The sequence below is a fragment of the Pseudomonas sp. S1(2024) genome (genome assembly GCF_046557535.1).
The window spans coordinates 187285-201440 of record NZ_JBKGFP010000001.1 but is presented as its reverse complement, the minus strand read 5'-3'; the positions used below and the strand labels follow the sequence as shown (position 1 = coordinate 201440).

The following is a 14156-nucleotide window of genomic DNA, read 5'->3' as shown; positions in this document are numbered from 1 at the left end:
GCTAGAGACCTAATTCGTTGGAGAGTTTGTCGGACAGGAGCTGGTCGCTCAGCTCAAGCAGAAAGGTCGGCGCCTGTTGGCGCAGTTCCTGCTGCTCCCTTTCCGGCCATTTGGGGTAGCGATCACGCATGATTCGCGTGAAGAAACCGTCTGACAGCGGCAATCCCTGTTCACGCGCATTGGCGTACATTACCGCCTGACCAACCTTTGCGGTGGAGGCGGCCTTGTTCAGCCGACTGGCCGCCAATTCGCCGGTCAACGCGTCCTCCAGCTTGATGCGCTCGGCTTTCGCCCAGATAAAGATCGTGCAGAGCTTTTCCAGTTCGACTTTGTCAATATTCCCAATTTTCTCATAAACCGAGCGCACGGTCTGCCTGTCCAGCTTACAACCCATGTCCGTTATCAACTTACGAAATGGCTTCCACAGCTCGATGAATTCATCCGGCTTGTTGCCCGCGAGGTGCAGCACGAGCTCCTGCAGTCGCTCGTGAACGATCGGCTTTTCTGATTCGCGCCAGCCCTGGACATTCTTCATCAGTCGTTCCAGGCCGTTGTCATTCAGGGTTGCGAGCAGGTCTTCGCACGGGCGGGGCCAGGTGGCAATGAAGTTGATTGTCGGCTCGGCACCGGCTTTCTCCGCTTCAGAAGAAGTAATGCTGCGGTTGAGCATTTTTGCATACAAAACCAGGTCAAAACCATAGACCTGATCCAAGGCGTTGGGCAGCATGCGCAAGCCAAGGTCGACCAGGCCTTTCTCGTGAATGGCAAAAGCCTCCGGTATGAACATGCCGCTGCCCAGGGCGCGGTCGATGTCGCGCTTGAGCACATCCTGTTCGTGCACGACAAACCAGTTGAACAGCTTGACCAGCTTGTCGCGATAGCAGGCGTGCACCGCCAGGCTGCTCACGCACCAGCCCATGATGGCAGAGTTGCGATCATCGGTGATGATGCCATCCAGGATCAGGATGGCGGCGTCCTCGTTGTCATCCATCCAGCGGTCTTCGAACCACTCACCCAGGGTCTCAGTGTCATAGTCATCCTGGTCGACGAGGTTTTTCGCCAGGTTGAGTCTAGCTTGCGGGGCGATACTGTTTCTGTGCAATAGTGTCATGATCAGCTGGGGATGCAGATCCACCTGATTGGCCAACAGCTCAATGAGAATATCATGGTTGTGCTTGCTGTTGAGGCTATCGAATTCCTCTTGAATGGCATTCATGGCGTCGGCAATGATGCGAAAGCGGCGCAGCTTGGCCAGATGATCCATTTGCTGAGAAAAATAGGCCATGCAGGTTTCAAGTTTCTCACGTCCTTCAAGGCGGAACAGCTCCCGGACAGTCGCAAGGACTTCACTGCGCAGTTGATTGGCCATATCAGATCCCCAGGTCATTCATGAGTTGTTGTTCCATGTACAGTGGTGAGAGCTCCAGCACTTTACGGGGCAGTCCCTCGTAGACTGGGTGTTTGACACCCTCTGAATGCGCCACCAGGTGATCCAGGAGCGCGATGTAGCGTTCGCTGGTGTAGACCCCTGGCTTGTCCGCAAACAGCCTCAGGGCATGATACAGGTGCTCTTGATGCACAGGCTCGTTCGCCGGCAGTTCAATGCCACCGTATTCGAGGTAATAGCGCACCACCGCCTCAACGGGTTCGGCGCTAGCGGATGCCCAGCAGCGCTCCAGCCTCGAATCGCTGGGGGAGCGGTCAAGGGTCGCCCTCATCCAGACGAGATCTTCCCCACAAGGGATCATGTCAGAGCCGGCGAAGATCTCCTCGGCGAACCGGCAAACGCCATACTCCCAAAGTTTTCGGCCACAGGACAGAGTGCACGCACGCACTCCAACGCTGGTGCGGTTGGCAAGCCTGATAATCGCCTGTTCATGCCGGATTAAAATCTCGCGGTGTTCGTATTGGGCGGCTTTTGCCAACACGTGGGCCAGCGGGAAATCGATCAGGACGGTATCCTCCTGCTCGCACGTGTTGACCAGGTGGTCAATAATCCGTGCTGCCAGGTGGGTGGGCAAATGCTCGTAACGCAACAGTGATAAGTAGGCGACAGCATTGACATACCGCACCGCCTCAAGTCCCGGCACGCAATGTGCCTCGACCATACGCTCAAGGAGCTCTTCGGACAGACCCCTCAGCCCATTTACTAGCTTGATCGACGGAGTGAAGTGATCGCAATAGGCCGTAGTAGCATCACTGAGGAATCCTTCCTTTTCCCATCGATGGCTGCCAATGGACAGCAAAATTGTTTCGAGAGTCCCGCTTACCGTCGACGTCATGGCATCACGATCATGCCCTGGCGAGGATGATATCTCCACGTTCAGCTGGCCCATCAGCTTGTCTATATCAAGCGTTGCCGGGCCATGGCAATGTTGGCGGAAGTCATCGATCAATCGATCTATTCGCAGGCTACTCATCGATCAGAGCCCCATATCCAATTCGAGCATGGCGGCACGCGCCGCTTCAGGGACGTTGAAATTCAACTGCCCCACCACATCACCGCCCCACTGCAGGAACTCGATCGCTGCCGCGTCCAACAGGTCGTGCGCATGTAGCATCTGCAGGGTATGGATCTTGACCTCATCACGCTCTGTCAAACCCCGCAATTTCTGGATGCCTGCTTTGAGCGGCAAGTATTCAGGCCCGTACAGGGGTTCTGTGCCAAGCGAAAATCTGCGTGGAATCTCTGCCTTCTGCGCCCAGAAGCACGCCGCAAAGTAGGCTCCGCGCAACAGCGCCGGGGTTTTCTGATCAATGAACGGGGCCTGCTCGATCACCAGCGGCCACAGCTCCTGAGGTATGCCGTTACGCCAGTGTCGGCTGAGCTGGGTGTGTTGCTCACGCGGATGGGCGTGGCACACCCGGCTTAGGGCGGCAAAGCCGGTCGGCGATGATTCAAAGCGGCTGACGGGCATGCACTGCTGGCGCTCCAGCACGGCGAGCATCGCAATGCAGCCGTGCCTGTCCCCTGGCGACAAGCGCTTCCATTGCCGGGTGGCTTCGAGGCGCTTTTCTTCCAGCAGGTCGTGATCCGCAAAACGCAGGCCCCAGAACCGCTCGGTTTCAACGATCATACTGTGGGTCATGATCTTGGCCAGAAATTCCAGGCTGTCCTGACTTACCAGGTAGCGCAGTAAGCCCTTCATCCTGTTCCACAGATCGTTCCAGGTATCGGCGGGGGTGCGCTGACTGGCCACCGCCTGGCGACCCGGAATTTCCACCAGCGGCACCATGGCCACGACTGACGCATTCATGCGGGCGACGATCCCGGTGTCATCCTTGTCGACCACGACACTTCGGCGCGCCAACTCATCGATTTCGTGTTGGAGGGTAAGTTCTTTGGTCAGCCGCTCCACGGTGCCTCTGTCGACACCTGAGGTCTTAAGCACCTCCAGCGCTTCCTTATCTTTCACTTCAAACAGTGGAGTGGAGACGGATGTGACTGCCGCGAACTGTTCGGCGGTAAAGAATCCCCGGTAAGGTCTGGATCCGAATACCGCGCCAAGAGCCGCCATCGTCATATGGCCGTTCTCATTGGATTGATCATAAAGATGTTTGCGTATCTTGGTCTTTGACCAGGCTTGGTACACGCGCTTGGCAAATGCCTCGGTAAATTCAACCGTGCGGGCGCCGTGCACTAGACCCATGCTACGGAACAACCCCCGAACGCCGCCGCAGCCAAGCCGATCAATGACGGGCAATGTGTCGATATCAGAGTGAAAAATGCGCATGAAATCGCTGGCGCGTCCACCGTCTTGCAGGAAGGCTTCCACGGCGGCCAGGTGCTCGTCCTCGACGAAGCAATTCAAGTCGAAGGTTGGCCAGCCCAGTTCAGCGCCTTGCTCAATATAGGCCTCGGGCAGATCCACTTTCTTCATGAAAGCAGCGAGATTCGAATACTTATCCGGATCTTGTCCGGTGCTGAGCAAAAAATGATTGATGGACGCCGTGATTTCCTGGCACCGGGCACGAAATTCGGGAATCATCAAGTCGTCTGGCAGGGAGGTAAACAGGGCCTTCATCGCATCAATCCTGGATTTTTTTCACGATAACACGGGAGCAACGGGCGCTACAGCCCAATGTCACGCTGCAGGTAGGCTTCGCGCAACGTTTCAATTTCCATCAGGCCTTCCAGGCGAATATCAGCGGCCAGAATGTGGCTCACCAACCGTGGCTTGTGCGTCACCAGGGTGCGCAAGACCTCGACCAGCCGTTGTGGCCCATGTGGCTCCGGCAGCTCCATGGTGTTGATTTTCTTGATCCATCCGGTCAGTACGTCAAACGCGATGGCGCTGCGCACCAGGTGATCCAAAGGCAGCACCAGCTCCGGGTTTTGAATGGCGTAACAAAGGTGCTCCAGTGTCAGATTGCCCGGCACACTCACCAGTTTGTCGTTGAAGTAGGTGGGGGCTGGGGCTTTGCCGATCGACGCCAACCGGTGCATGGCATTGTACGGATTACCTGTATTTTCGGGCCTCAAATGGGCCGGAACAATGGAGCCTATGCCCAGTTTGTGCAGGGTGACGAACAAATCGAGACCAATCCAGCCATGCTTGCCGCCCACCATGTCACAGGGCAAATTAATCAGTTGTTGCAGGCACCGCTGTTTGCGCTGCAGTAAATTATGGGTATGCGGGTTGTCCGGGCAGTGACTGAGGTGGTTGTTGAGCGCCTTGAGGGCTGCAATGCAATGCTCGTGGCGCGTGCTGACTTGCTGATTGCGGAATTTTCCGTCCTTCGACAAGGCCAGGAACTTGCCAAATAGAGTGGCGAAGGAAGCTTCTGCGCCCTGGCAACACGCCGCGAATTTCCCGAGTGTGTGCAGGAATGGCAAGATGATGGATTGCCGAGGATCTGAGGCCAGAATTTCAGCCAGGCGCTCGCGCCCCGCAGGGCTCAGCGAGGGGAGTACCAGGCGATTGTAGTCATGGGTCGTGCCGAGGTGCTCGGCGATGGCCAGCACCACCTGGTCTGAGCGATGTGAAGCCTCCAGGGAGGTGAGGGGTGTCAACGCATTGACCCAGGCACTGTGGCTGTACACCGAGCCCTGTGTGAACGCCGTGTTCAGCAACCCTCTGACCACACGCAGATGATCGGACAGATCCGGCCACTGTGGATCGACCTTGATGCACCTGCAGATGTCCTGGATGTAATAATCAAAGGCCTGCAGATCCATCGGGTTGGTGAGGGCTTTTTCCTGGCTGTTCATGGTCTATTCCCTGGACTTGGACTGAAATAGTACTGTTCTACCTACCAATTATCAATTAAAGCGTTGACCATTTGGCCATGCCGAGCGATAATGGCCGAATCAACCACAATCCCGCAATCAATCACCCCATGACCCTCAACCACAGACTAACCACCATCCTCTAGTCTGCCTCTTCGCATTTCGGAAGGGCTCAGACCCTTTTAAGGAATGCATATCATGAAAACCAAGACTCCCCCACGCCAACTGTGGCGTACCCCCGAACTGCTGACCCCGGATCGCTTTCGCTCGTCCGTGTTGAAGCGGGACAACCACTGCTGTGTTTTTTGTCACCAAAAGCCAGTGAATGCCTATCACATTATCGAGCAGCGAGCGTTCCCTTCGGGCGGCTTCTACCTTGAAAATGGCGCTGCGCTGTGTGAACAGCATCGCCAGGACTGCGAGATGACACTCATCAGCCTGGATGACGTGCGCAAGGCGGCGGGTATCGACTCGGTGTGTGTACCGCCTGACTGGTACGAAGACGAAAAATTCGACCGCTGGGGCAACCTGTACCTGCCCACCGGCATGCGCAGCAAAGGCGAGCTGTTCTATGACCCTGCAGTCCAGCACATTCTAAAACAGGCTGGGGTGCTGGATCAGTTCACCGATTTGCAAAAGTACCCGCGCACCCTCCATGCACCCTGGTCAGAAGGCATTCATGATGATGACCGCGTGATCGCCAGCATGGCTGCTTTCACCGGCAAAAGGGTGGTCGTCACGGAGAAAATGGACGGTGAAAATACGACCCTGATGCAGCACATCTGCCATGCCAGGTCGCTTGATTCGCGCCATCACTCCAGCCGCGATTGGGTCAAGAATTTCTGGGCGCGGTTCAAGCACGACATCCCGCTGGGCTGGCGCATCTGTGGGGAGAACTTGTTCGCCCAGCACTCGATCCGCTACAAACTTGACACCTACTTCCACGGCTTCAATGTGTGGAACGAAATGAATTATTGCCTGAGCTGGGCTGACACGCTTGAGTATTTCGATCTGCTGGGCATCAAGCCCGTCAAAGTGTTGTACGAAGGCATTTATGACGAAGAGAAGATCAGGGCGCTGTACAACAGCAAAGAACACCGGGAAAGCTGTGAAGGCTATGTGATACGGGTGGCCAAGGCATTTCACTTGAGTCAGTTTCGCAATGTCGTCGCCAAGTTTGTGAGGGCAGGGCACGTTCAAACGGGCAAGCACTGGATGTACGACAGTGACATCAAGCCTAATGAGCTGGTTTAAAAAGGGCCTTCCGGCCCTTCTTTTTAGCCTATCAAGTGGGATTGTTGACAGCATACCAGGCCTTGGCCAGTTCTTCGGACTCAGGCACGCCAGCCTCCACAAGCCCTGCAATGAGCCGGTTCAGGGTGGCCCAGGCCTTGGGGGCGGCCCTGCGAGGGTTGGTCATTCTGTCGTCCAGGAGCACACGCGTGACACTGGGGCTGAACGCGGCAATGTACTTGGCATTGATGATGCGCTGCGCGTTATTCGTGTCGCTGGGAACCTGCTGGGCAATAGCGATGTCCATTTCAGTATCGGCTGCATAGACATTGAACACTGCACCGTTATCATTTATATCGGTGACCCAAGGCCCCTCTGACGCCAGTTTTACAAGGGAGTCTAGCGACGCGATACGCTCATCGCTCAGGGCGCAAGAGGTCATGGGAGGTTCCTAGACGTTCAATTCAGGTTTTTTCAGGGTAGTATTTCAAGGCGGACAAATCAATAGAAATACAAGGGTTTCTGGCGCATGATTAGGAATTACAATCCAAGGTCACGCTCCAATAAACCTGCGAGAAGCGGGCCATATTCGGCCAATCCTTCGGCAAGTTGCTGCGAGCCAAAAACCTCCGCTGCGATCCGCAAATGCGCGTCGGTTTCTATGAACTGGCAGACGTCCTTGAGAGGCTGTGCGCCTAGCCAGGCCTTCAGCAGAAACGCAAAGTTGCCAGGCGTGCCCTTGAGGTGGCGAAAGCAGTCAGCCACATCCTTGGGCTTCATCGGATTGCAGGATCGGGGCCACCAACCCTCCTTGATCTGCATGATCAGCACGCTATAACCATGGTCTTTGACCTGGGTTGAAATTTCGCTCAAGGCGAAATCACGGAACACAACAGGGCAGTCAGGTTCGGCAGACAGGGAGGCCTGGGTTTGCAGGCGCTCCGGCAGGTAAGCTTTCAGGTATCGAGGCATGAAGTCCGCTGCCGCTGGATACAGTGCAACCAGTTCCGTCCCATGGAGTGCCATGAAGTCAGGGTCGAGGCGGGTGATGGCTTGCGCATTGGCGGTGACTGCCCGCAGTGCCAACTCCAGGTAGCTTGCGGGTTCGACGGCGCGAGCCGGAATCAGGCTAATCAGCAGGGGATCCATTTCCACGATTAATCGCTGCAGATAGGCCGATTGGCCGATGAACCATGGCGGCAGAAAGGCCGCATTGGCAGGCTGAAAGCCAATGTACGTGGCGGCCAGCTCCGAGGTTAGACACGAGACGGGGAAGTCGACAATTGGGACACGCGTAGCGTGGCGCTGCACTTCTTGGCTATTCGCGGGATTGAAACCGTGCGCGGCGATGAATTCTTCGATGTTCATGGGGGCTCCTGTCAGCTGAGCATAGCGTATCAGCCGAACAGGAGAAAAGGGCGCTCGCGGAGCGTTGATTGGTGGACGCTACAACGCTGCTGGGTACCGCTATCAGGCCGCCTGGCAGTAAGCGGGGTCACATTCGGTGTTTGCGATGTCGCTGGCGATCTGCAGATTGTTGAATGGGATCATCAGTTCGGCATTGAATACCGGCTCATCAATACCAGGCATGCCGAAGATGGCCACCACCAAGGTGCCATTCACTTTGATGCGTTTTAGCCTGGCTTCAGCCACCCACTGTGAGAAACTTTTTGCCAGATGGGCTTGCATGGTTGCTTCTTCATGTGGCTTTACACTTTGGCGCATTCGCTGAATCTGCATCTGCAGGTTCGCCCGCGAAACCCCGCGCCACACGCTGTAGAAATGTGGAATCAAGCGATCGCACTGATTGGCCAGGTATCGGGCCAGTTGCGAGTGATAGGCCATGGTTTCATCGGTCGACTTCACAATGATCAGGGTTTCGTTGTCAAGATCGGTGGGATCATTGACCGCCAGGGAATACACCTGATCATTGTCTACAGCCTGGATCTCATCCATCGCATCATCCTCGAAGGGGGTCGAATGTGCGAAATCTAACCAAGCCTGCTCATGGTGTCAATATACCATTAACGCGTCACAGGCCAAGGTCTTCTTGCAGCACCCCTTCAACTGCTGAATCTTCCTCCATAAGGTTCAAATAGAACGGATCATTGCAGTGGTAATACCGGCGTTTGCGGATCTTGTCGGTGTCCAGCCCGGTGGCCACCAGTTCCTTGGGAAGCGTATCCATGACCAGGTTACAGAAATGGCGCGAAGCTTCGTGGTCAGCCGAGTTGCGAAACGCAAAGGCACTGAGAAAGAGCTTGAGGGCCTGCTCCCGATCCGCCTCGCCCAGATCATCATCCAGCGCCGCCATGTTGCTACCGTTTTGCGTGGACAAGGTGAAGGCTGAAAGCCAGTCCAGGCCTTGGCTGGACAAGTGATTGATGACCTGTCCAAGGCCGTGTATCCCATCGGCGCCAATGCCATAGCGCAAGCCGGTATTCACCAGATCGAAGATCTCCTGGGCGATCGCCTGGCCATAGCGCGTCATGAACGCCGGGGAGAGCGCCGGCATATCGACAAGCTTGCACTCACTGGCCAGGCCACTGGCCTGCCACACGCGTCTAGCATTGTTCACCACGCGGGCGTAGCGCTCCTCTGCACCCAGTTCAGCACAGCCAAACACCATCGTTCGGATCTCGGAGGCATCAACGTTCAGTGGCTGGGTGAACAAAATGGGCTTGATCAGCGACTGCAAGTAAGACGGGTAGCGGCGGTAGCCCTTGGCCGTCATGTCCATTTCACCCTCGATCAAGGCTGAGTAGGCGCGAAAGTGCTGCGCCAGGTTGTAGGCCAGCATGTCCCTGATCATGTCTCGGCGGTTGCTGAACAGCGCTTCGAAGGTGGCCAATGGTTCGACCGAAGCAGGCACGAGGGTCAAGATACTTAACCCCGCTGCATTCAGCGCTTGTGCTTTTTCCCCTACGAAATTGAGCAGCGGCCCCATCAGTATATTGTAATTCGGGCCTGCCGCTGTTTTTGAGAGCTGTGCAGAGAGCTCGACCCAAGGGCTGTCGGGGCGCTGCTCGATGGTGTCGACAATCAGGTGGGCGGTTGCCAGCACCGCGCTCTTGTAACTGGTTGGACTGTCCTCTTTGCCAGTTTTTCCGAGGATGTCAGCAATCAACGGGTCAATAGCTGTCCCATGTTGGTGGATGTAATCCTCCATGAATGCTGCTCTGGCGTAGCTGAACGGAGCTACGCCATTGAGTTCCATGAAGTAGTTGAGCAGCTTGTTTTTTGATTCCATCTCGTCAAAGCCCCAAATCCAGTGTTAAGAAATCTTGAAGCACCTGCTCCCCATGGCCCAGCTGAACCTCCCGCTCAAGCAGTGCCTGACAAAGCTCCTGGGTGGTGAAGCCACAGTGGGCATTATAGTAGTCCGGTATGTCATCATGTTCATGCCCAGGTTTGTGCCACACGATACCCTGAGCCTCTTGATAACCTTCGAGCAGCGTAAACCCATAGAACTTTAATTGCAGACACATGCCGCGATGCAATGAGCCATCCCGTGCAGCCTGGAGCAGGGCATCCATGGCCTGCTCAAAGCAACCGTGGGTACTGATCAGGGTTTGCTCATAAAAGGGCGTCGGATCTTCCGCGCCGTCCACATTGAGCATCCGTCTTTCCCGGATGTGCTGCAACCAGAAGCGCTGACTGAAAATTTCAGCGGGGCGAAGCTGGCTGGTGCGATCACAACGGTACTGCCCCTCCTCATGAACATACGCCTTCAGTGCTTTCGCCGCCTGCTCGATCACCTGAGGCTGAGGTCGATACGCTTCCAGAAATGCATCCACCTTGCTCCCCACGAGCGCTTCGAACACCCGATCAACCACGCAGCGCTCGTGGCTAGACATTGCCTGCAGGGCCCAGACCAGTTTGTCGAAGCGCAGCAGGTGCTCATCTTCTGGGGTAAATTCTCGGGAAAAGCTCATGACCATCAATGTGCACATCAATGGATTGGGGGACTTGCTGCTGAAACCGCCCTCGACTACGGTCACGTGGAAACAATTGAAAAGGATGTCACACACCACGGGGTTGCGCTCCAGATCGTTATCAGCGGCGATCCAGAGGTCAGTTGTGGTGATTTGACTATACCGATTGCGATGAATTTCTGCTGTCTTGGCAAACGCCTTGGACAGCGTGAAATTTTCGATTGGCTCTATGGGATTCATGGCAGCGCTCCTCTTACTCTCAGTATGCAGGCTGCCGAATCCGCAAGTCATTAAAGCCCCAAGTCATCCATCAAGAAACGCTCAGCGGACTTGACTTCGCCCAATAGCGCCACTTCCACCTCATACAACGTGTCGGCAATAATCTTGACATCAACTGGGCAAGGCGAGTGCCACCGGTCATAGGTGTGAGCGTGTTTTTTCCACGTATACTCATCATTGAGTCGCATGCAGGAAAGCAGCTGGTAATCCTTGAAGTATACGAAGACACTGCGATCTTCGCTGTTGTCTGGCAGATGAGTGAAGACCGCTTCGATCGCTTGCTTGAGGGTTGCGTGGTAGCTTTGGGTTTGAGATTTAAAGTCTTGCTCAGGTGGGTTCCCCCATGAGTAAATCATTTCCATGTCACAGGTGACCACTGAAAACCGATAGCCAAACAGCGCATCGCGGTACCAGCGTCTTTCAAACGGGCATTTGCTGTACGCTTGCTCCCCAACCTGGCGGCGCTGGCGGTCGGGCGGCAAGCGGCCAGGGCCCAGTACAACCGCCTGGGTGGCACCAGCTTCCAGCTGTGCAAAATCGATCCCTGCAACCTTGGTGAACACTTTCTGAAGCGTTCTGGCGCTTTCCTCATCACCGGTTAGCCGCCGCTCTACCTCATCCCAGTCCACCCAATCGGCAATACGCCAAGGGTGCCGGGCTTGCCACAGCGAATGTTCGACACCATGGAGCACCTCGCTAACCCGCTGTTGATCAGAAAGCCCACCGGCATACATCCTTTGGAGCAGGTAAGGTTCAGGTTTGCTGGCCTGGTACTCGCGGTACTTAATGGGCGGCAAGCCCAGGAGCGCGAGAAATTGCTCCACCTGCGCGGAAAAGGCCTGCTCAGACTCCAGGCCATCGGGCACGTGCTCTTGAAACGCAAAGGAGCGGATGTGTCGTCCACGGCGTGCCGCGAAATGCTGGGTCAGCCGCCACTGCTCCAGGGGTGATCGTGGTCGATGCATGTAACACTCCAAAGTCCTGCTGTTTTCTTCACTGTACCCATGGAGCTCAGGTCGCGTCAGCTATGACCTGGCTAACCTGGGTGCTGTTCGCTCGCAATGCTCCCTTGTTAAACTCAGAGTATCTACAGCCGACGCCAGGCTCGGCTCATCGCGAATTGTGAGTGCACCATGTCGAAAGTGATTCCCAACCCCGAGCTCATCATTAAAAACCTTGTGAAGAAATTGTACATGGGCCTTGAGGATGAAACCTATGATCCGAAGAAGACCATCGGCAGCCAGCTGAAGGGCCCTGGTTTTTTGCAGCGTCAATTCTGGGAAAAATTCATCGACGCTTTCAATGCGCGCTTCAGTGGTGAAACCTATGACACGCAGGCCTTGTGGAAGGCCTTCCTTGACCAGGATATCAACCCGTTTCATGTCGAACACCTCATCCTGAACAAGTCCTACACCCGCAAAGAGAAGTCGGCGCGCCTGGTGCAGTTGCATAACCCCCTGGCATTGCCCAAGGAGGAGGGCGGCGTCGGCCCGGTGGAGTACATCCGTCAGTGGGACGCACTACTGGATCGCACCCAGGCGTTTGTCGCGCCCTATGAGCTCGACGACCAGGTCATTGCACCGGATGCGCTGGTGCCCAAGCAGCATTTCTTCGCGAGTGCACTGCAGTCTGAACACACCCCCTTGTTCATGTATGCCTCGCGACACTATGAGGACTACCTGCATGCCTGGGTTGACGGTCTGTCTCGATACAGCAGCAAGGATCGGGTGGCCGCTGCCAAGAAGCTAATAGAAACCATCTGTGACTCCGGCATCATGCCAAGCGAAACCGCTCGTGCCGTAGGCTACATGGGGCCTGCTTTGCTGCAAGCCGCCACCCTGCTTCAAAAGGTAGACTTCGGCACCGAGCTTGACGCGGGCTATCTCAGCATCAACCTGCCACGAGCTCTATTATTGCATTTCCCGCAGCCTATGGCGCGGGTCGAGCCGGCCAAGGCCATCATGGCCATGAAGCTGCCTGAGGCCACAGCGGGGGCACTTGAGTCATTGTTGCTGGAGCCTGAGTATGCGGTCGAAGCCCTCTCAAGCATTGAACCTGAAGCGGCACTGGAGGCCTTTGGCAAAGAGTTGAGATCCGCCATAGGCAATGGTAAGTATCACACTATCAACAGTCTGCCCCAGCTGATTGCGGTGGTTGAAACCTATCGCGAGCTGTTCATCCAGTATGGCATAGGGGATATCAAGGGGCATGCCTGCCTGGATGCGCTTTGCACGTCGCTGGAGTCTGCTCAGCACTTCGCAGAATTGGGTTACATCCGGCAAAAGCCGGTGTTGCACTACCATTTCACGACGTCTACCTGCGCCGCCTTTACCGACCGTCTTACAGAGACCAGTGAGGAGGGCATGCTGCTGCAGAAGGCGGAAGTGGACAAGCTGCTGGACGTATTAGCCAAGCTTGATGCCATCCACACGCTGAGGCCAGATCTGGAAGCCTACTTCAAGAATGACATGGTGCCTGGGGGGTTCATGACACGCCCGGCCTTCGGGCACCTGGTGGTGCGGCTGATCGAGCGTGCCCTGGTCGATGTCAATGAGCTGCTTCGCACTGAAACGCGACTGAAGAAGGTTCAGGCACTGGGCGTTGACCGGCATGCACTGGAGGGCGTCAAGGTGTTCGACAAACACCTGGATAACTACCTGAGCAGAGACCTCGGCCTTTGAATGCAAAAAGGCCGGCAGTCGCCGGCCACTTTCTGCTTCTAAGCGCCTGAGTGAATGACTCAAGCCTTTGGTAGGGTCACACCCCGTTGCCCCTGGTATTTACCCCCGCGATCCTTGTACGAGACTTCACAGGCTTCGTCGGACTGCAGGAATAGCATCTGGGCAACGCCTTCGTTGGCGTAAATTTTCGCGGGCAGGGTGGTCGTGTTGGAAAACTCCAGGGTTACATGACCCTCCCATTCTGGCTCCAGCGGGGTGACGTTCACGATGATGCCGCAACGGGCGTAGGTGCTTTTGCCCAGGCAGATGGTCAGCACATCACGCGGGATTTTGAAATATTCCACGGTGCGAGCCAGGGCGAACGAGTTGGGTGGAATGATGCAGACATCGCTTTTGACGTCGACAAAACTGCCGGCGTCGAAGTTTTTCGGATCAATGATCGCCGAATTGATGTTGGTGAAGACCTTGAACTCGTCAGCACAACGCACATCATAGCCAAAGCTGGACACGCCATAGCTGATCACCCGGTTGCGTTCTTCCCACATCGACCGAATCATCGGTGGCAGGTGATTATCCTCACAATGCTGAACATAGGCGCGGTAGTCGCCAAACCGCATCTGGCGATCGCAGAAGGGGTCGATCATGGCGTGCTCCTGGGCCATGGTGCGGATCCATTTGTCAGACTTGATGGTCATGCGTATACCTTTTTCAGGAGCCTTGCGGCGCTAAATGAGAGAAACGTCAAGCATATCAGGATTTTGCGGATAGATGAATAATTCGTATATTGAATAAATTGCG

The 14156-nt window shown here is 55.7% G+C and carries 13 protein-coding genes; 2 read left to right on the top strand and 11 right to left on the bottom strand.

Translation table 11 applies throughout. The annotated features are described in order from the left end of the window. Position 1: 1 nt before the first annotated feature. From ACLCGK_RS01045 to ACLCGK_RS01030, 4 genes are read right to left on the bottom strand one after another with little or no spacing between them, the layout of a single operon-like run. Complete coding sequence (locus tag ACLCGK_RS01045) at positions 2–1369, bottom strand: hypothetical protein (RefSeq protein ID WP_410950914.1); 1368 nt, start codon at positions 1367–1369, stop codon at positions 2–4. Between the two features lies 1 nt (position 1370). Continuing rightward, the gene (locus ACLCGK_RS01040) at positions 1371–2420 is read right to left on the bottom strand and encodes a hypothetical protein (RefSeq protein ID WP_410950913.1); all 1050 of its coding nucleotides are present in this window, start codon (positions 2418–2420) and stop codon (positions 1371–1373) included. A gap of 3 nt (positions 2421–2423) precedes the next feature. Then, positions 2424–4025, bottom strand: coding sequence for a hypothetical protein (locus tag ACLCGK_RS01035; protein ID WP_410950912.1), 1602 nt, complete (start codon positions 4023–4025; stop codon positions 2424–2426). Positions 4026–4072: 47 nt separating this feature from the next. Then, positions 4073–5212: a hypothetical protein gene (locus ACLCGK_RS01030; protein ID WP_410950911.1), complete on the bottom strand. Its 1140-nt coding sequence runs from the start codon at positions 5210–5212 to the stop codon at positions 4073–4075. Positions 5213–5428: 216 nt separating this feature from the next. Between ACLCGK_RS01030 and ACLCGK_RS01025 the strand changes: the two genes are divergently transcribed. Continuing rightward, positions 5429–6484, top strand: coding sequence for an RNA ligase family protein (locus tag ACLCGK_RS01025; RefSeq protein ID WP_410950910.1), 1056 nt, complete (start codon positions 5429–5431; stop codon positions 6482–6484). 31 nt (positions 6485–6515) lie between these two features. Here ACLCGK_RS01025 and ACLCGK_RS01020 read toward each other — a convergent pair whose 3' ends face one another. The 6 genes from ACLCGK_RS01020 to ACLCGK_RS00995 form a co-directional block, all read right to left on the bottom strand. Continuing rightward, a complete protein-coding gene (locus ACLCGK_RS01020; protein ID WP_410950909.1) occupies positions 6516–6905 on the bottom strand; it encodes a hypothetical protein in 390 nt (129 codons plus the stop codon). Between the two features lie 98 nt (positions 6906–7003). Further along, positions 7004–7831 (bottom strand): hypothetical protein, encoded by an 828-nt coding sequence (locus ACLCGK_RS01015; protein WP_410950908.1) that lies wholly within the window; start codon positions 7829–7831, stop codon positions 7004–7006. Between the two features lie 102 nt (positions 7832–7933). After that, the gene (locus tag ACLCGK_RS01010) at positions 7934–8419 is read right to left on the bottom strand and encodes a hypothetical protein (RefSeq protein ID WP_410950907.1); all 486 of its coding nucleotides are present in this window, start codon (positions 8417–8419) and stop codon (positions 7934–7936) included. A 76-nt stretch (positions 8420–8495) separates the two neighbouring features. Then, the gene (locus tag ACLCGK_RS01005; protein ID WP_410950906.1) at positions 8496–9632 is read right to left on the bottom strand and encodes a hypothetical protein; all 1137 of its coding nucleotides are present in this window, start codon (positions 9630–9632) and stop codon (positions 8496–8498) included. A gap of 85 nt (positions 9633–9717) precedes the next feature. Continuing rightward, positions 9718–10638: a hypothetical protein gene (locus tag ACLCGK_RS01000; protein ID WP_410950905.1), complete on the bottom strand. Its 921-nt coding sequence runs from the start codon at positions 10636–10638 to the stop codon at positions 9718–9720. Positions 10639–10688: 50 nt separating this feature from the next. Then, complete coding sequence (locus ACLCGK_RS00995; RefSeq protein WP_410950904.1) at positions 10689–11642, bottom strand: hypothetical protein; 954 nt, start codon at positions 11640–11642, stop codon at positions 10689–10691. A 168-nt stretch (positions 11643–11810) separates the two neighbouring features. Here ACLCGK_RS00995 and ACLCGK_RS00990 point away from each other — a divergent pair, with 168 nt between their 5' ends. Then, the gene (locus tag ACLCGK_RS00990) at positions 11811–13358 is read left to right on the top strand and encodes a hypothetical protein (protein ID WP_410950903.1); all 1548 of its coding nucleotides are present in this window, start codon (positions 11811–11813) and stop codon (positions 13356–13358) included. 59 nt (positions 13359–13417) lie between these two features. Here the strand turns inward: ACLCGK_RS00990 and dcd are convergent, their stop codons facing one another. Then, positions 13418–14053 carry a dCTP deaminase gene (gene dcd, locus ACLCGK_RS00985; RefSeq protein WP_315696087.1) on the bottom strand — a complete coding sequence of 212 codons (636 nt, stop codon included), beginning with the start codon at positions 14051–14053 and terminating at the stop codon, positions 13418–13420. Positions 14054–14156: the final 103 nt, after the last annotated feature.

Coding starts and splice junctions, on each gene's coding strand:
- ACLCGK_RS01045 (WP_410950914.1), bottom strand. CDS start 1,369: ATGGCCAATCAACTGCGCAGTGAAGTCCTTGCGACTGTCCGGGAGCTG.
- ACLCGK_RS01040 (WP_410950913.1), bottom strand. CDS start 2,420: ATGAGTAGCCTGCGAATAGATCGATTGATCGATGACTTCCGCCAACAT.
- ACLCGK_RS01035 (WP_410950912.1), bottom strand. CDS start 4,025: ATGAAGGCCCTGTTTACCTCCCTGCCAGACGACTTGATGATTCCCGAA.
- ACLCGK_RS01030 (WP_410950911.1), bottom strand. CDS start 5,212: ATGAACAGCCAGGAAAAAGCCCTCACCAACCCGATGGATCTGCAGGCC.
- ACLCGK_RS01025 (WP_410950910.1), top strand. CDS start 5,429: ATGAAAACCAAGACTCCCCCACGCCAACTGTGGCGTACCCCCGAACTG.
- ACLCGK_RS01020 (WP_410950909.1), bottom strand. CDS start 6,905: ATGACCTCTTGCGCCCTGAGCGATGAGCGTATCGCGTCGCTAGACTCC.
- ACLCGK_RS01015 (WP_410950908.1), bottom strand. CDS start 7,831: ATGAACATCGAAGAATTCATCGCCGCGCACGGTTTCAATCCCGCGAAT.
- ACLCGK_RS01010 (WP_410950907.1), bottom strand. CDS start 8,419: ATGGATGAGATCCAGGCTGTAGACAATGATCAGGTGTATTCCCTGGCG.
- ACLCGK_RS01005 (WP_410950906.1), bottom strand. CDS start 9,632: ATGGAGGATTACATCCACCAACATGGGACAGCTATTGACCCGTTGATT.
- ACLCGK_RS01000 (WP_410950905.1), bottom strand. CDS start 10,638: ATGAATCCCATAGAGCCAATCGAAAATTTCACGCTGTCCAAGGCGTTT.
- ACLCGK_RS00995 (WP_410950904.1), bottom strand. CDS start 11,642: ATGCATCGACCACGATCACCCCTGGAGCAGTGGCGGCTGACCCAGCAT.
- ACLCGK_RS00990 (WP_410950903.1), top strand. CDS start 11,811: ATGTCGAAAGTGATTCCCAACCCCGAGCTCATCATTAAAAACCTTGTG.
- dcd (WP_315696087.1), bottom strand. CDS start 14,053: ATGACCATCAAGTCTGACAAATGGATCCGCACCATGGCCCAGGAGCAC.